We start from the raw sequence: 17526 nt of genomic DNA on the forward strand, positions 1-17526 counted from the left end.
AGTGATCAAGTCGCAAATTGTCCATTCGTCTTCCGATAACGCCAGAGCCATTCCTTTTAGACCGGTCATTAATGGAAATTCAGACCAGCAGAATACACTTGCCTGGACAGTGGAGCAGGCTCAATTGGAATCGGTCAGAATTGTGGAAAAAGCCAAACAATACGCATTTGATCTTAAAAGCAATGCTAAACAGAAAGCAGATTCACTTCTCACAGATGTAATGAATGAAAAAAACAACTGGGAAGAAGAAAAAAGATCCATTCAGCAGGAAGCTTATGAAAAAGCTTTTGGACAGGGGTATGAGGAAGGCAGGGAAAAAGGGTACACAGACCTTTTTCACTCTCTTGAAGAAGCGAAGGAAATCGTCTCTTCCGCAAAAGAAGCACTTCATGAGCAGGCAGAACGGAATGAACAAGTTATCCTGCAATTGGCTATTGGGACTGCGGAGAAAATTTTAGCTCAGACGCTTGAGCAAGAGCCAGAACGATTTCTCCAAATTGTTAAAAAAGCTATAAAAGAAGTCAGGGAAATGAAAGAAGTGAAGATTTATACGGCGGTGCCTCAATATGCTTTGCTTCATAAAAATCGAGAAGAATTAATTGCCGTATTTCCAATTGACGTTCAATTATCCATTTATCCAGAAGATGAGCTTGAACCAAATCAGTGCTTTATAGAAACAACCCAGGGCAGAATTGATTTAAGTATTGATTCACAGCTGACTCAATTAAAGCTTAAATTATCCCAGCTACTGAGTGAGGAAGAGTTATGAAAGCTGGAGATCTGATCCAACACGTCGCCTCTATTCCAACTTTACGACATTATGGAAAAGTAAAACAGGTTATTGGGTTAATGATTGAATCACAAGGACCTGAGAGCTCAATCGGAGAGGTATGCTACATCCACGTGCAATCGAGCAGTAAAAGAAAAAAAATTAAAATAAAAGCTGAGGTAGTGGGTTTCAGGGAAGGGATTGTTGTGCTGATGCCTTTTACGCATGTGCATGACATCGCACCCGGAAGCATAGTAGAGGCAACTGGACGCCCCCTTGAAATTAAAGTTGGAGATGCACTTATAGGGAAGGTAATTGATCCGATGGGCCACCCTATTGATCACAGTCCGCTGCCCTACGGAATGAAGACCGTCACAACTGAAAAAGATCCGCCTAATCCTTTAACAAGACCTCCGATTGATGAAGTAATGCAGGTGGGGGTAAGGGCAATTGACGGGATGCTCACTGTTGGAAAAGGGCAGAGAATCGGTATTTTTGCAGGAAGCGGTGTTGGAAAAAGCACACTTCTTGGAATGGTAGCCAGGAACACAGAAGCTGATATTAATATCATTGCGCTAATAGGTGAGCGCGGACGTGAAGTAAGAGAGTTTATTGAACGGGATCTTGGACCTGAAGGAGCTAAAAAAAGCATTATTGTAGCTGCGACCAGTGATCAGCCCGCCCTCATGAGAATAAAGGGAGCTTTTACAGCTACAGCCATTGCAGAGTTTTTTCGTGATAAAGGCTTAAACGTTATGCTGATGATGGACTCTGTGACAAGAGTGGCTATGGCTCAGAGAGAAATCGGTCTTGCAATTGGAGAACCTCCTGCAACCAAAGGATACACGCCATCTGTATTTGGTTTGCTGCCAAAGCTCCTGGAACGTACGGGAACGAATGAATATGGAAGTATTACTGCTTTTTATACCGTATTGGTAGATGGTGATGATTTGAATGAACCCATTTCGGATACGGTCAGAGGAATTTTAGATGGACATATTGTGCTGGACAGGGCAATAGCAAACCGGGGTCAGTATCCTGCTATTAATGTTTTAAAAAGTGTGAGCAGGCTGATGAATCATTTGGCAGATAAACCTCATTTACTTGCAGCTGAACAAATAAGGCATTTAATGAGCACCTATGAGGAAGCGGAAGATTTAATCAATATAGGCGCATACAAGAAAGGATCGTCAAAAGAAATAGACGATGCTATTCAAGCCATTCCTTCCATAAAAAAACTTTTAAAGCAGGCCTATGATGAAAAAGTTGAATTCAGCACCAGCGTAAAACAACTGGTTAATCTATCCCAAAAAGGTGAGTGGTAGTAAGTGGTGCATCAGTTTCGCTTCGACCGTGTTCTAACTGTAAGAGAGAGAGAAAAAAAGGAAGCAGAAGACCGTTATCGTGAATCGGTTGAATCCTTTGAAGGGGTTGCTCAGCAGCTCTATCTTTTGCTTAAGAAGAAAGAAAGAATGATAGAAGATCAAACAAGTAAAATTCAAAACGGGATTGCTGTTCAGTCTTTGCGGCACGGCCAGCAATTTCTGACGAATATTGAAAAAAGCATTCGTTATCAGCAGAAGCTTGTGGTGGAAGCCAGATCGACCATGCAATGGCACGAGCAGCGTGTAGCAGATCGAAATATCGAAGTTCGTAAATATGAAAAAATAAAAGACAAAGATCGGCAGCTCTTCATGGCTAAACAAAGTGAACTGGATAATCAACTTATGAATGAGCTTTCGATGATTCAGTTCATGAAGCAAAGAAGCAGGTGATGCAAGTGAGTAAAAAAGCAGGGAAGAAAGATTCAGAAGAAGCAAAATCGCCGGGTAAATTTCAGGTTTTCCTGTTAATTTTTTTAGTACCGGCAGTATTTCTGGTCTTTGCAAGTGTAATCGTATTAACCTTACTGGACATAAATCCGATTAAAGAAGCGGAGGAAGCGGGTATTGAAATCCCTTTCCTGACTGATAAAAAGGCTGAACAGGAGAGCGGTACTATTGAAGATAGCCAACAGATAGCTTCCTTGGAATCTCAATTAAAAGAAAAAGAAGGAAGTATTGCTGAACTTGAAAACAAGCTGGAAACACAAACCAGTGAAAATGAAAAACTTGCTGAAGAGCAGGATGTACTACTTCAGGAAATGGAAAGTCTTCGCAGTGAACAGGGAGCTAAACAAAGTGAAAGCAATGAGATGGTTTCTGTTTTTGAAGAAATGAAGGGAAAAACCGCAGCTCCTGTTTTGCTGAACATGGATGAAGGGGAAGCTGTCGTCATTCTTTCTCAGCTGCCTGCAGATGCAGTGGCTTCAATCTTTGAAGAAATGCCTCCTGAAGAAGCTGCAAAGTATGCAGGCCTGCTGGGCATCGACTCACCATAAAATTTTACCCTGAAAGGGGGTGAACTAAACGCATGATGATTAATCCGCTGATGAAAATTTCATTAAGTGAAGAAAACAAGCAGCCAGAGAAAGCTTTATCTGCTTCGAGCGGGTTTGGATCGATTCTCGCTCTGTTATCTTCTCCGGCCGGTCAGAGTCCTGATCTTCATATGAATAATCGGAACGAAACCGCAGGAGAAAATAATGAATTTTTATTACAGGAGCTATTTTCAATCATTCAGCAGCAAGAGCCGGTCTTTGAAAATGGAAAGCCAGTTACAGAAGATGGATCTTTAATCGTTAATAAAACCACACTTTCCCCTGAGGAATGGATGGATCTCCCATTAAAAGACGCTCTTCTGCATTTCTTTAACGGCAATGAGCAGAAACTGAATGAACTATTAAAAGAAACTGCTCTTCCTAAAGGAAAAGCAAGTTCTGCGGAATCACTTTTTTTCTTGCAAAATCAACTAGAAAAGCTAGAAAAAAGTATTCAGCTGAAAGTGCCAGATCCTTCATCTGCTCAGATGCTGCATGCAATTAAACAGCTGACGCATGCTGCGAAGCAGTCAGACAGCCCGGCAGCTGCGAGTCCGATAGCTGATGAACTCTTTCAGACATTAGAAAAGATTGAGGGGATGCTAAGAACCCTGCAATCTGAAAAGAGAGAGATAAAGATACCTGTCAGCAAAGTGGAATATGGAGCAGCAATTGCCTTCGCAGCCAGTACAATCTCGAATAAAGTCCAAATGCAGCAGAGTGATCCTGCAGATATAGCCGAAAAACCGGAAGCATCAGCAGTATCTATTCAGCAGCTTCAGACTGAATCAGGACTTGCTAAATGGAATGCTCCACTCGAAATTAAAGCGTCCCAGCCGGCGGAATCCTTAATAAAACAATTTGCTGAAGTTATGGACAAAGCAAAGTTCGGTAAAACAAACGGAACAGAAAAACTATTAATCCGTCTTCAACCGGAACATTTAGGCACACTTAGAATTGAATTAATTCAAAAGTCCGGTGTACTTGCTGCGAGGGTCATGACCTCTACCAATCTGGCTAAGGATATGATGGACTCGCAAATACAGCAGCTGAGACAGGCATTAACGAATCAAAATATTCAAATAGACAAAATTGAAATTATCCTTACACAGAGTGATCAGCGTACCGACCGTGAAACAGACAGCTCTTCAAAACAGCACCCAGGTTCTGATCACAAGCAGAACTCTGAGAGTGAAGAGGATGATGGAGAAGATAAGCAGGACTTTCATCAAATTTTTATGAATATCGAGGTGTAAAATATTGAACGTAAATTCAGTTAATAAAGATTTATTTTTATCTTCACTGAATCAAAAGACCACGGAAACAAAACAGGATTCCATGGGAAAGGACCAGTTTTTAAAACTGCTGATTGCCCAGCTCTCCAATCAGGATCCAACACAGCCTATGGAGGACAAGGAATTCATTGCTCAGATGGCCAGTTTTTCAACCCTGGAACAAATGACAAACATGAGTGAATCATTTGAGAAATTTGCTTCAATGCAGGAGCAGACTCAGCTGATTCAATACAATGAATTTGTAGGAAAAGAAGTAAAATGGGACAAACTCACTGAAGAAAATGATGAGCAGATTTCTACAACAGGCAGAGGGACAGTTGAAACGGTTCGATTTAAAGGGGGAGCAGTTGAATTTGAGCTGACAGACGGAACCCTATTAAATCCGGGGAATATTTCAGAAGTGAAACAAGCTGGCGAGAACAACACTCTCCAACAGGCAAGCATGTTCATTGGGAAAAATGTAACGTGGATTGATGAAAATGAAAAAGAAGCGGCAAGCAAGGTTTTATCTGTGTCCGTTAAAGATGGAGCTATTTGGCTGCACACAGAGAACGAAAAAAAAATAAAGGCTGACCAACTCACTCAAATAAGCCAATAAGGATTTGTTGCTGATGGAAAAGATACGATTTAATCCTATTCCATTGCCACCGATAACCGTTAAAGATAAAAAACCAGTCAACTCAAACGGCAAGAGCTTTTCTGAGGAACTTAATGGTGCGATTACACAGACTAACAGTCTTAAGATTAGTAAACATGCGAATGACAGACTCTCAGAAAGAAGGATCACCATCACAGATTCTCAGTGGAAGAAAGTCGAAGAAAAGGTGACTGAGGCTAAATCTAAAGGAATAAAAGACTCTTTAGTTTTACTGGATCAAGCCGCACTGATTGTGAGCATCAAAAATGGGACAGTTATCACAGCAATGGGAGCACAGGATATCAAAGAACATATTTTCACCGATATTGACGGAACTATTATATTAAATGACTAGGCGGACCTGATAAGGAGCCTAAAAAAGCTGCTGACTGATAGATGCAGTTTTTAATCGAAGGGAGAAAATCATGATACGTTCAATGTATTCAGGTATTGCCGGACTTAAAAACTTTCAAACCAAGCTCGATGTAATTGGTAACAATATAGCAAACGTTAATACCTATGGGTTTAAAAAAGGCCGTGTAACTTTTCAGGAAGCGATGAATCAAACGATTCAGGGAGCTTCTGGAGCAGGAGACGGACGAGGGGGTAAAAACTCACTTCAAGTCGGACTTGGCTCAGTAACCGCAACAATTGACAGCGTACAGACGCAGGCCTCCCTTCAATCAACCGGGAGAGCACTCGACCTTGCTGTAAACGGCGACGGATTCTTTGTTGTTCAGGGGCCCGGCGGACAAAATCTGTTTACACGCGGAGGAAACTTTTACCTTGATCAAAGCGGAACCATGGTGACAGGCGATGGCTACCGGGTGCAGCAATTTCAAGATGGCGTGCTGAGTGATATCAGCATCAACAGTGGCGCGGTACTACCTGCACAAACCACTAATGAAATATCTTTATCTGGAAACCTTCCTAATAATGTAGCTGACCCGGATTTCAGCTTCTCCCAGCAAATGAAGGTGGTCGATGATCAGGGGCTTGAGCATGTGCTTGAAGTTGAAATGACTCCTGCAAATGCACCTAATACTGACAGATGGAATGTTGCATTCAGAAACAATTCCATGGAATCAGATATTAAAGAAACCACTGGAGTCATTCAATTTAATGCGCAAGGAATCCCGGAATGGGAAACTGCGCCTCAGAATCTCCGTGTAGAAAGAGGAACACCGCCTGAAGCAGTGGATTTTGCTTTAGCTGCTCCTCCTGTGATTGAAGGGCTTACAAACAATCCTGGAGAAATTACTACACAGGTTCTGGCAAATGGAAATCTATCAGGATCTCTAGAAAGCTTCAGCGTCAGTAATGCGGGTCTGATCAGCGGCGTCTATTCAAATGGTGTCGTAACACCGATGGCTGAACTGAGCCTCGCAAACTTCAATAATCCATCCGGTCTTGTAAAAGTAGGAAATAATTTGTTTCAGGAATCTGTTAACTCAGGCGTTGCCAATATTGGAGATGTAGAAACAGTAGGAAGCACCATTTCATCAGGTACGCTTGAAATGTCCAACGTGGACCTGTCAGAAGAATTCACCGAAATGATTTCAGCGCAAAGAGGCTTTCAGGCGAACACCAGAATTATTACTACGTCTGATCAGATTTTAGAGGAGCTTGTAAATCTGAAAAGATAATGGGCACTAGGAGGTGAGAGGGCTGAGGAAGGGATTCTTCAGTCCTGAACATATGATTAATGTAACACGGCTGAATGGCAAATCATTTATGATAAATGCTATTTATATTGAGACAATTGAGTCTTTTCCTGACACGACCATCACCCTGACAAACGGTAAAAAATTCATTGTGAAAGATTCCATGGTCTATGTAAAAGAAGAAGTGCGTTCGTTTTATCAGTCGATACATGCACTTAACCTGGTTCATTTAAAAGGAGAAGATGAAAATGATGAAAAATAAACTTCTTCTTACCATGTTGATCATCATGGTTTCCATTTCACTTGCAGGAGTCATTGTCTATGTGGTTTCCAAACAGCTGTCTGCTGGAAATGCACAGGCTGAAGAGCCGGAACCTACCATTGAAGAAATTGTCAGTGCATCTGTAGAAATTCCGGAAGTGACGACCAGTATTGCAAATAATAACTTTGCCAGAATTTCCATGACCATGCAAACGGACAGCCCTGAGGCTGCTGAAGAACTCGAGCAAAGAGACTTTATGGTAAAGGACATTATTATTGATGAGTTATCAGAAATGACCCGTGCAAACCTGGAAGGAAGAGCCGGGAAAGAAGCTTTTGAAAAAACGGTTAAAGAACGCGTAGATGCCTTGATGCAAGAAGGAGAAATCGTACAGATCTACACAACGTCGATCGTTGTTCAGTAGAGAGCTAGTCTGAGAGTTGAGGTGAGATTAAGTGGCTGGAGATATACTCTCGCAAAATGAAATTGATGCTTTATTATCAGCTATTTCAACTGGTGAAATGTCAGCTGAGGAGATTCGCAAGGAAGAACAGGAAAAGAAAATTAAAGTTTATGATTTTAAAAGGGCGCTGCGATTTTCCAAAGATCAAATTCGCAGTCTTACCCGGATACATGATAATTTTGCCAGACTGCTGACAACATTTTTTTCTGCACAGCTAAGAACATTTGTGCAAATTAATGTGGCTTCCGTTGATCAGATTCCATATGAAGAATTTATCCGTTCGGTTCCTAAGATGACGATCTTGAACGTGTATGAAGTCCCCCCGCTGGACGGAAAAATCTTAATGGAAATCAACCCGAATATTGCATATGCCATGATGGACCGTATTATGGGCGGTCATGGTTCAAGCATGAGCAAGGTTGAAAATCTTACAGAAATCGAAACAAAGATTATGTCGAATATGTTTGAAAAAGCGTTTGACAGCTTAAGAGAAGCATGGGCGACAATAGCTGAAATTGATCCAATTTTAACTGATTTTGAAGTTAACCCGCAATTTCTGCAGGTGATTTCACCAAACGAAACCGTCGTTGTTATTTCCTTAAATACCATCGTTGGAGAGACGAGCGGAATGATCAATATCTGTCTTCCCCACGTTGTTCTGGAGCCGATTATGCCAAATCTTTCAGTAAAGCATTGGATGCAATCCAATAAAAAGGAAAGCAAACCAGAAGAAATGGATCAGCTTGAAAAAAGGATCAAAAAAGCTGATCTCATCATTTCAGCAGCGCTTGGCTCATCAATGGTGGCAGTGGAAGAATTCCTGATGCTGGAAGTAGGAGATGTTCTGGAACTGAATCACAGGTTTGATGAGCCGGTTGAAGTGAGCATTGGAGGCAAGCCTAAATTCACTGGACAGCCTGGAAAAGTAGGCAAGAAACTGGCCATTCAAATTATAGATGAATTGAAAGGAGGAGAGGACGATGATGAGTGATGATATGCTCTCCCAAGATGAAATTGATGCGCTTTTAAGAGGCACATCTGATGACAATGAAGAGCACCGGGGAACACCTGGTTCACATATAGTAACCGAAGATTATTTAGATGAAATGGCAATAGATGCTTTAGGTGAGATTGGAAATATTTCATTTGGAAGTTCAGCAACGGCCCTTTCTGCATTATTAAATCAAAAAGTTGATATCACAACTCCTACTGTAAAGGTTGTTAAAGCTTCTGAAATTTCCCAGTCGTTCCCCCACCCTTCTGTTGCCATTAATGTTCAATATACAGAAGGATTGAAAGGAACCAATCTGCTGGTCATCAAGCAAAGTGATGCAGCAGTCATCGCAGATCTCATGCTTGGAGGAAATGGCATCACAGCTTCTCAAGAGTTAGACGAAATACAACTCAGTGCTGTTCAGGAAGCGATGAACCAAATGATGGGTTCAGCAGCTACATCGATGTCTACCATCTTTAACAATAAAGTGGATATTTCTCCGCCAAGCATCGATTTAATGGATTTAACAGCAAACAAGGGAATGGATAATCTGCCTAACGCAGAGCTTCTTATCCAGATCTCTTTTCACTTGAAAGTAGGTTCGCTGATAGATTCCAGCATTATGCAGCTTGTTCCTCTCGAGTTTGGCCAATCGCTTATTGAGCGTTTAATGTCAGGTTCAGAAGCAGCGGCTGAAACGGCTGTCTCTGCACTGGCAGAAGCACCACAGCAGGCTGATCAGGATAGAATGGAGCGCCCGCAGCTTTCCAGTGTTCCAGCTTATTCAACACCTTCAGATGTGCCTGATAGTGAAAATGAGGGAATCCAGTTAAACCGGGACAGAGCTATCAGCCAGCCTGTAAATGTTCAGCCCGCAGAATTTTCATCTTTTGACTCACCGGGTCTAAGCTCTGGAGAATCAAGAAATTTAAATTTACTGATGGATATCCCCCTTCAAGTTACAGTCGAACTCGGCAGAACAAAAAGGTCTGTCAGAGACATCTTGGATTTAACATCCGGGTCTATTATCGAACTGGATAAGCTTGCCGGTGAGCCTGTAGATATACTCGTCAACAACCGGCTTATTGCACAGGGTGAAGTTGTTGTCATTGATGAGAATTTCGGTGTCCGTCTGACTGATATTGTCAGTCAAAAAGATCGCTTAACTAAATTGAAATAACACTTGGAGGTTGGAATGATGGGAAAAAGAATTTTAATTGTGGATGATGCAGCATTTATGAGAATGATGATTAAGGATATTTTGTCTAAAAATGGCTTTGAAGTGGTAGGAGAAGCGGCTGATGGAGCACAGGCGATAGAAAAATTTAAAGAGACATCACCAGATCTTGTTACGATGGATATCACCATGCCAGAGATGGACGGTATCACAGCCTTAAAAGAAATTAAAAAAATTGATGGTTCGGCAAAAGTAATTATGTGCTCTGCGATGGGTCAGCAGGCGATGGTAATCGACGCGATTCAGGCCGGGGCAAAGGATTTTATCGTTAAACCATTTCAGGCAGATCGGGTTATAGAGGCTATTCAAAAAGCGATAGGTTGATGAACATGCATGTAAAAAAAATCTTAATTACTCTTTCTCTTATTCTGACATTTTTCGCTGGATGGGAAGAAGGAACCGTTTATGGCGGAACGATGGTCGATGACTATTTTCCAGGTGGCAATAGTGAAGACAGTCAAAATCAGCCGCCACCTGCAGCAGAAGAACCATCTGGCGGTGATCCGGTCACCTGGCTTACCTATGTGAAATTAATCGCAGCGCTTGCTTTTGTCCTGGTTTTGCTCTATGCACTGCTGAAGTTCGTGAATAGTAAAACGAGGAACTTTCAGCAGTCCATGCTGATTCAAAACATGGGCGGGACAGGTCTTGGAGGGAACCGATCTGTTCAAATTGTGAAAATAGCCGGAAACTATTACGTTCTCGGTGTGGGAGAAGAGGTAAATCTTATTAAAGAAGTTACTGATCCAGAAGAAGTCAGCCGGCTGGAACATTACTACTCCTCACAAGAAGAACAAAAAGAAGAGCGCAGTCCTTTGGCAAAACTGATTCTACGCTCATTAAAGAATAAAAATAATCCTTACAATGAAGGAACTCATAGTTTTCAATCTCTTTTATCAAAGCAGTTGAATCAGCAGAAAGAAGATCGTAAAAAGGTGTTTAACCGCGTTAACGGCAAGGAGGATCATAAAGATGGATGAATTTGTTCAGATTTTTAACGATAGTCCTCCGGATGACGTGGCAACTTCGGTACGGCTGCTTCTTTTATTAACAGTGCTGTCTCTAGCACCGGGTATTTTAATTTTAATGACGGCTTTCACAAGAATCGTGATTGTGCTGTCATTTGTCAGGACATCTCTGGCAACACAGCAAATGCCGCCTAATCAGGTAATAATCGGCCTGGCTCTCTTCTTAACTTTTTTTATTATGGCACCGGTACTGAGTGAGGTAAACGAACGGGCATTAACCCCATTATTTAATGAAGAAATTGATCTGGATACAGCATATGAAGAAGCATCAGTTCCGTTTAAAGAATTTATGAGCAAGCATACAAGACAAAAAGATTTAGAGTTGTTTTTAAGTTATACAGAAGCCGAGCGGCCTGAAACCATTCAGGAGATCCCTCTGACTGTGATGGTTCCTGCGTTTGCTTTAAGTGAAATTAAAACGGCATTTCAAATGGGCTTTATGATTTTTATTCCTTTTCTGGTAATTGATATGGTTGTAGCTTCCGTCCTGATGTCGATGGGAATGATGATGCTGCCTCCGGTTATGATTTCTTTGCCTTTTAAAATTCTGTTATTTATTTTAGTGGATGGTTGGTATCTTGTAATGCAGTCGTTGCTGCAGAGCTTTTAGGCAGGTGAGCTTTATCTATGAATGGTGAAATGGTAATTTCAATCGCTGAAAGAGGCGTATACATGACGCTGATGATCAGTCTTCCTTTAATGCTTGTTGCACTGGTAGTAGGATTGCTGGTGAGTATTTTTCAGGCAACTACGCAGATCCAGGAGCAGACATTGGCATTTATTCCGAAAATTATTGCGGTGATGGTCGCGTTGATTTTTTTTGGTCCATGGATGCTTACGCAGATTGTCACGTATGCAGCTGATATTTTTTCTAATCTTACAAGGTATATCGGGTAAATGGAAGAGTTATATCCCAGACTAACCATCCTGCTTTTGCTGCTTGTGCGGGTATCTGCTTTTTTTGTTGTTATGCCTTTATTTTCACATCGGACTATTCCTCCGATGCACCGTCTGGGATTTGCGCTGATTTTATCCTGGATGATGTACTACACAATTGATGTTGAGCCATTTGAAATTAACGGTGAATATATTCTGCTTATACTGAAAGAAGCGGTGGTAGGATTATTTATTGGTTTAATCGCTTATATCGTTTTATCAGCCATTCAAATTGCGGGAGGTTTCATCGATTTTCAAATGGGATTTGCTATGGCAAATGTCATTGATCCTCAAACAGGTGCACAAAGCCCTTTAATGGGTCAGTATTTATATACGATTGCCTTGCTTCTTCTTCTTTATTTGGATGGTCATCATTTAATTCTTGATGGTATTTTTTACAGTTATCAATTTATCCCAATTGACCAGATGGGTCTTGGTTTTGAAAATCCGGCTGCCCCTGAGTTTATTATTAAGGCTTTCGCAGCAGCTTTTATTATCGCGTTTCAAATTGCTTCTCCCGTTGTCGCAACACTCTTTCTTGTTGATGTGGCACTCGGCATTGTGGCGAGAACGTCACCGCAATTTAATATCTTTGTGATTGGTTTTCCTATAAAAATTACAGTTGCCTTTATTATTCTTATCGTCACAATGGGTGTAACATTTCAGGTTATTCAGCGATTATTTGATTTATTGTTTGTTGTGATGCGCGATATTATGACGATTATAGGAGGGGGATTTGTTTAAATGAAGTGGATCCCTTTGGACCTTCAATTTTTTGCCGGTGAAAAAACAGAAAAAGCTTCACCTAAAAAAAGGATGGATTCAAGAAAAAAAGGTCAGGTGGCAAAAAGTCAGGATGTAACCACCGCGGTCATATTAGTTGGCGTGTTTCTTTTTTTGTATTTTGCAGGAGGCATGTTCTGGGACCGTATTTTATCATTAGTAACTATGCCTTTGAGGGACTATATTTTAAGGCCGGTTACGATGGATACAGCAATGATCGTATACACAGAAATGCTCACGGAAGTAGCCTGGATCGTTTTGCCGATCATGGGCGTGGCAGCTCTGGCAGGAATTATCGGAAATTATGTTCAGGTTGGTTTTTTAATTGCCACTGATCCTCTTAAACCTCAATTGTCCAAACTTGATCCTATCAAGGGCCTGAAACGAATTTTTTCAGCAAGAGCACTTGTGGAGTTAGCAAAATCAATTTTGAAAATTTCTTTAATTGGAATGACTACTTTTTTAGTTATATGGTTTTCAATCGAGCACGTACTTGCGTTATCCCTGAAGTCTGTGGAAACCACATTATTAACAGCAGGCAAATTGACGGTGCAAATGGGCCTGTACGCTTCAGTACTTTTACTGCTGCTGGCAGTACTTGACTATATGTACCAAAAATATGATTTCGAGAAAAACATACGAATGTCCAAGCAGGATCTTAAAGATGAATATAAAAACACGGAAGGTGACCCGCTTATTAAATCGAAAATTAAACAAAGACAGCGGGAAATGGCGATGAAAAGAATGATGTCTGAGATTCCAAACGCAGACGTGGTCATTACAAATCCCACTCACTATGCCATTGTGTTGACATATAAAGACGGCGTCTCTGATGCACCGGTAGTAGTAGCAAAAGGAGTCGATTTTATCGCACAGAAAATCAAGCTTGTTGCGAAAGAAAACGACGTACTGGCAGTGGAAAACCGGCCGCTTGCCCGAGCGCTGTTTGATCAGGCGGAAATTGGTGATCCAATTCCTGAAGAATTTTTTAAAGCAGTGGCTGAGATTCTTGCTTATGTATACCGCATAAAAAATAAAGTGTAATGCACAGTTAGGGGTTCAAGGCATGTCAGGTAAAGATTTAACGGTTCTTGCAAGTGTCATCATGATTATTGCTATGCTCGTGATTCCGCTGCCATCATGGATGTTAAGTGTACTGATTATTATTAATATAGCATTAGGCCTTATTGTACTTTTAACATCGATGAACATGAAAGAACCGCTTGAATTCTCTATATTTCCATCACTGATTCTATTACTGACTCTTTTTCGTCTCGGGTTAAATATTTCAACGACCCGTGCCATTTTAAGCAGAGGAGAAGCAGGCGGGGTAGTTGAAACATTTGGAACATTTGTAACAGGCGGAAATATTTTAGTTGGTCTTGTGGTGTTCATTATCTTAATTATTATTCAGTTTGTCGTGATAACTAAAGGGGCGGAACGGGTATCTGAAGTAGCTGCCCGTTTTACCCTTGATGCGATGCCCGGGAAACAAATGAGCATAGATGCGGATTTAAACGCCGGGATGATTTCTGAAACGGACGCCCGGGAAAGAAGAGAGAAAGTCGGGCGTGAAGCGGACTTTTATGGTGCGATGGACGGAGCGACAAAGTTCGTAAAAGGAGATGCAATAGCCGGAATTATCATTGTTATGATCAATATTCTTTTTGGAATGATCATTGGGATTGTTCAAATGGGCATGTCCCTGGGAGATTCAGCCGGTCAATTCACATTGCTGACTGTTGGCGATGGAATTGTAAGTCAGATTCCTGCACTTTTGATATCAACAGCAACAGGTATTGTCGTAACGCGTGCAGCTTCTGATGGGAATTTAGGTCAGGATATTACCAATCAATTATTTGCATTTGGTCCGATTATGTATGTAGCTGGCATAACCATTGCTCTTCTGGGTCTGTTTACCCCAATTAACGATATCCTTACGTTACCGATTGCAGCCGTACTGATCGGCGGAGGCTTTATACTGTCGAAAGCTGCAAAAAAAGAAGAAAATGTGATTCACTCAGCAGAAGAAGAAGTGGCCTCAGACGAATTAAAGAGTCCAGAGAGCGTTGTGAGCCTGCTGAATGTGGATCAAATTGAGTTTGAATTTGGATATGGTCTTATTCCTTTAGCCGATACAGGACAGGGTGGAGATTTGCTTGACAGAATCGTCATGATCAGAAGACAGCTTGCACTTGAGCTGGGTCTTGTCATACCAGTCGTTCGAATTCGCGATAATATTCAGCTTCAACCCAATGAGTACCGCTTGAAAATAAAAGGCAATGAAGTGGCAAAAGGCGAACTCCTGCTGGATCATTATTTGGCAATGAGTCCAGGGGATGATGATTCAATAGAAGGCATCGATACGATTGAACCGTCATTTGGGCTGCCGGCAAAATGGATCGACGAAACGGTTAAAGATCAGGCTGAAATGCTTGGGTACACAGTTGTAGATCCGCCATCAGTCGTTTCTACCCATGTAACAGAAGTTATAAAAGGAAATGCGTATGATTTACTTGGCCGTCAGGAAACTAAACAGCTGATTGACCATTTAAAAGAAACGTATCCTATTTTGGTGGAGGAAGTTACTCCTTCTCCATTAACCATTGGGGAAGTGCAAAAAGTTCTTGCGAAGCTTTTAAAGGAAAATGTCTCAATTAGAAATCTTCCTATTATTTTTGAAACTCTCGCAGACTATGCAAAACTGACAACAGATACAGATGTTTTGACAGAGTATACAAGACAGGCGCTTGCAAGGCAAATTACAAACCAGTTCTCAATTCCCGGGGAAAGTCTGAAAGTTATTACACTATCAGGCAGGGTGGAAAAACTGGTGGCTGACAGCATCCAGCAAGCCGAGCATGGGAATTATCTTTCTCTTGATCCTGGTGAATCCCAGCGGGTTCTTGAAGCGATGGCCAGTCAGATTGAACATGTTTCCATGTCTGAGCAAACGCCGATTATACTTTCTTCACCCGCTGTGCGAATGTATATCAGACAGCTAACAGAGAGGTATTTTCCTCAAATACCAATCTTGTCCTATAACGAATTGGAGTCGAATGTTGAAGTTCAAAGTGTAGGGGTGGTGAATGTGGAATGAAAGTGAAGAAAATTATGGCTGATTCCATGCAGGAAGCCATGAAAAAAGTAAGATCAGAGTTTGGCGATGATGCGGTAATCTTGAATTCAAAAGCAGTTTATACAGGCGGGTTTTTAGGGCTGTTTAAGAAGAAAAGAATAGAGGTAACGGCTGGGACCGACGATCTGACAGAGCCGCCAGCTCTTCTTCCTGCAATGAACCATTTAAAGGAATCTGAAGAAAATTACAAAGCTGATTTTAACGAAATCAAAGAAATTCTATCCCGTTTTCAGCCGCAGACACAGACTGCCTTTCATCATTTCCCTCCAGTGATTCAGGAAGAACTGAAACGTTACAAAGAACTTGACTTTGATGAACATTGGCTTTTAGAGCTTGGTCAGTTTGTCTTTGAAAAATGGAAAGAGGATGGAAAAGCTGAAGACGTTCATTCTCACAGTCTTGCTTTTTTTAAGAAAAAAATGAAAGGTCTTGTACATAAAGGAATAGACACAGACCGAAAATTCATCAATGTAGTGGGTCCGACAGGGGTTGGAAAAACGACCACTATTGCTAAAATGGCTGCCAAACTCGTAGTTGAACAAAAAAGAAAAATTGCCTTTATCACGACAGATACCTACCGGATCGGAGCTATCGAGCAGCTTAAAACCTATGCACAACTGCTGAATGTTCCGATAGAAGTCGTGTATAATCGCAGTGATTTTGAACAGGCTGTTGTAAAATTTGAACAGTTTGATCATATTTTTATTGACACTGCAGGAAGAAACTACAGAGAGAAACACTATGTGGAGGATTTAAAAAATGTGCTGAATTTCAGTGTTAATATGCAATCCTTTTTAGTTCTTTCAATGACTGCAAGAAGAAAAGATATGCAGGCGGTCATCGAGCAGTTTAAAGACGTGGATATTAGTCATTTTATCTTTACTAAGCAAGATGAAAGTACTGCTCCGGGCGCTGTGATTCAGATTATGACCCAAAATAAGAAAGGGGCAGCTTTTATTACAACAGGGCAGGCTGTTCCTGAAGATATAAAGGAAGCATCCACTGAGCATTTTCTAAATCTTCTCGAAGAAAGCGGGAAGCACTAATGGATCAGGCACAAACATTGCGAAACCAAATGATGATAAGGAATGAGCCTACAGCAAAAACAATCGCTGTTGTCAGTGGAAAGGGCGGGGTTGGAAAGTCCAACTTTTCCCTGAATTTTTCCATGGAACTTTCTTCTCTTGGAAACCGGGTTCTTTTGATGGACATGGATATAGGCATGGGGAATGTTCATATTCTATTGGGCCAGCAGCCGGATCAATCCATCCTGCATTACCTGCAGGGAAGCGGCAGTATTCTGGATATTGTTCAAAAAGGTCCTGGCAATCTCTCATTTATTTCCGGAGGATCTGGGTTAAACCAGCTTGTGGAATGGCACGATATTGAAATTCAACGATTTTTAGATGGGTTTGAGCTTCTTCAAAAAAATTATGACTACCTGCTTTTTGATATGGGTGCCGGTGCAAGTGTTAACGGCTTGGAAATGATTATGGCAGCAGATGATGTCATTGTGGTTACCACCCCCGAACCGACCTCCATTATGGATGCATATTCAATGATGAAATTTATTTACATGAAAAATGCTGAAAAAAATTTCTCTATTCTATGCAATCGTGTTATGGATTCAAAAGAAGGTAAACTTGCAATGGACAGGCTTAAATTGGCTATGGAAAGATTTCTGCATAAGGAAGTTAAATTTCTTGGAAGTATACCTGAAGATCCGAACGTAAGAAAATCTGTAACAAACCAGGTGCCATTTGTAACTGAATATCCAGCAACTGCAGCGAGTAAACAAATGAAAAAGATCGTTAGTCTATATATGGATGAGGGTCAAGAAGTTCAAGCTGCACCGAATCGCTTTGTACAGCGACTTGCAAAACTATTTTCAAAGCGGTGA

General features: G+C 41.2%; 21 protein-coding genes. All 21 read left to right on the forward strand.

Annotated features, from left to right (window positions below):
- Window position 1 precedes the first annotated feature (1 nt).
- Window positions 2–769, forward strand: a complete 768-nt coding sequence (gene fliH / locus P6709_RS00925) for a flagellar assembly protein FliH (RefSeq protein WP_278239781.1) — start codon at window positions 2–4, stop codon at window positions 767–769.
- Window positions 766–2094: a flagellar protein export ATPase FliI gene (fliI, locus tag P6709_RS00930; RefSeq protein WP_278239002.1), complete on the forward strand. Its 1329-nt coding sequence runs from the start codon at window positions 766–768 to the stop codon at window positions 2092–2094. Before fliH ends, fliI begins: the two co-directional genes overlap by 4 nt.
- A 3-nt stretch (window positions 2095–2097) precedes the next feature.
- Window positions 2098–2544, forward strand: coding sequence for a flagellar export protein FliJ (fliJ, locus tag P6709_RS00935; RefSeq protein WP_278239003.1), 447 nt, complete (start codon window positions 2098–2100; stop codon window positions 2542–2544).
- A 5-nt stretch (window positions 2545–2549) separates the two neighbouring features.
- The gene (locus P6709_RS00940) at window positions 2550–3149 is read left to right on the forward strand and encodes a MotE family protein (RefSeq protein ID WP_278239004.1); all 600 of its coding nucleotides are present in this window, start codon (window positions 2550–2552) and stop codon (window positions 3147–3149) included.
- Window positions 3150–3181: 32 nt separating this feature from the next.
- Window positions 3182–4444, forward strand: coding sequence for a flagellar hook-length control protein FliK (locus P6709_RS00945; RefSeq protein ID WP_278239005.1), 1263 nt, complete (start codon window positions 3182–3184; stop codon window positions 4442–4444).
- 4 nt (window positions 4445–4448) lie between these two features.
- Window positions 4449–5081 (forward strand): flagellar hook assembly protein FlgD, encoded by a 633-nt coding sequence (gene flgD / locus P6709_RS00950; RefSeq protein WP_278239006.1) that lies wholly within the window; start codon window positions 4449–4451, stop codon window positions 5079–5081.
- Window positions 5082–5094: 13 nt separating this feature from the next.
- Window positions 5095–5475, forward strand: coding sequence for a TIGR02530 family flagellar biosynthesis protein (locus tag P6709_RS00955; protein ID WP_278239007.1), 381 nt, complete (start codon window positions 5095–5097; stop codon window positions 5473–5475).
- Between the two features lie 70 nt (window positions 5476–5545).
- Window positions 5546–6766, forward strand: coding sequence for a flagellar hook protein FlgE (locus P6709_RS00960; protein WP_278239008.1), 1221 nt, complete (start codon window positions 5546–5548; stop codon window positions 6764–6766).
- Between the two features lie 52 nt (window positions 6767–6818).
- On the forward strand, window positions 6819–7046 hold the full coding sequence (locus tag P6709_RS00965; RefSeq protein ID WP_278239009.1) for a flagellar FlbD family protein: 228 nt from the start codon (window positions 6819–6821) through the stop codon (window positions 7044–7046).
- A complete protein-coding gene (gene fliL / locus P6709_RS00970) occupies window positions 7033–7470 on the forward strand; it encodes a flagellar basal body-associated protein FliL (protein WP_278239010.1) in 438 nt (145 codons plus the stop codon). The genes P6709_RS00965 and fliL overlap by 14 nt, the downstream gene beginning before the upstream one ends.
- A 31-nt stretch (window positions 7471–7501) precedes the next feature.
- On the forward strand, window positions 7502–8500 hold the full coding sequence (gene fliM / locus P6709_RS00975; protein ID WP_278239011.1) for a flagellar motor switch protein FliM: 999 nt from the start codon (window positions 7502–7504) through the stop codon (window positions 8498–8500).
- Window positions 8490–9683, forward strand: a complete 1194-nt coding sequence (gene fliY / locus P6709_RS00980; protein WP_278239012.1) for a flagellar motor switch phosphatase FliY — start codon at window positions 8490–8492, stop codon at window positions 9681–9683. The genes fliM and fliY overlap by 11 nt, the downstream gene beginning before the upstream one ends.
- Window positions 9684–9701: 18 nt before the next feature.
- Window positions 9702–10064, forward strand: coding sequence for a response regulator (locus tag P6709_RS00985; RefSeq protein ID WP_278239013.1), 363 nt, complete (start codon window positions 9702–9704; stop codon window positions 10062–10064).
- A gap of 5 nt (window positions 10065–10069) precedes the next feature.
- Complete coding sequence (locus P6709_RS00990; protein WP_278239014.1) at window positions 10070–10720, forward strand: flagellar biosynthetic protein FliO; 651 nt, start codon at window positions 10070–10072, stop codon at window positions 10718–10720.
- Window positions 10713–11378 (forward strand): flagellar type III secretion system pore protein FliP, encoded by a 666-nt coding sequence (fliP, locus tag P6709_RS00995; protein WP_278239015.1) that lies wholly within the window; start codon window positions 10713–10715, stop codon window positions 11376–11378. The genes P6709_RS00990 and fliP overlap by 8 nt, the downstream gene beginning before the upstream one ends.
- Before the next feature lie 17 nt (window positions 11379–11395).
- Complete coding sequence (gene fliQ / locus P6709_RS01000) at window positions 11396–11665, forward strand: flagellar biosynthesis protein FliQ (protein ID WP_278239016.1); 270 nt, start codon at window positions 11396–11398, stop codon at window positions 11663–11665.
- Complete coding sequence (gene fliR, locus P6709_RS01005; RefSeq protein WP_278239017.1) at window positions 11666–12448, forward strand: flagellar biosynthetic protein FliR; 783 nt, start codon at window positions 11666–11668, stop codon at window positions 12446–12448.
- Entirely contained in the window at window positions 12449–13531 is a 1083-nt protein-coding gene (gene flhB / locus P6709_RS01010; RefSeq protein ID WP_278239018.1) for a flagellar biosynthesis protein FlhB, read from the forward strand.
- Between the two features lie 22 nt (window positions 13532–13553).
- A complete protein-coding gene (gene flhA / locus P6709_RS01015; protein WP_278239019.1) occupies window positions 13554–15587 on the forward strand; it encodes a flagellar biosynthesis protein FlhA in 2034 nt (677 codons plus the stop codon).
- Window positions 15584–16672 carry a flagellar biosynthesis protein FlhF gene (locus tag P6709_RS01020; protein WP_278239020.1) on the forward strand — a complete coding sequence of 363 codons (1089 nt, stop codon included), beginning with the start codon at window positions 15584–15586 and terminating at the stop codon, window positions 16670–16672. Before flhA ends, P6709_RS01020 begins: the two co-directional genes overlap by 4 nt.
- Complete coding sequence (locus P6709_RS01025; RefSeq protein ID WP_278239021.1) at window positions 16672–17526, forward strand: MinD/ParA family protein; 855 nt, start codon at window positions 16672–16674, stop codon at window positions 17524–17526. Before P6709_RS01020 ends, P6709_RS01025 begins: the two co-directional genes overlap by 1 nt.

It is taken from the genome of Jeotgalibacillus sp. ET6, assembly GCF_029667115.1.
In the GTDB taxonomy this organism is placed as follows: domain Bacteria; phylum Bacillota; class Bacilli; order Bacillales; family Jeotgalibacillaceae; genus Jeotgalibacillus.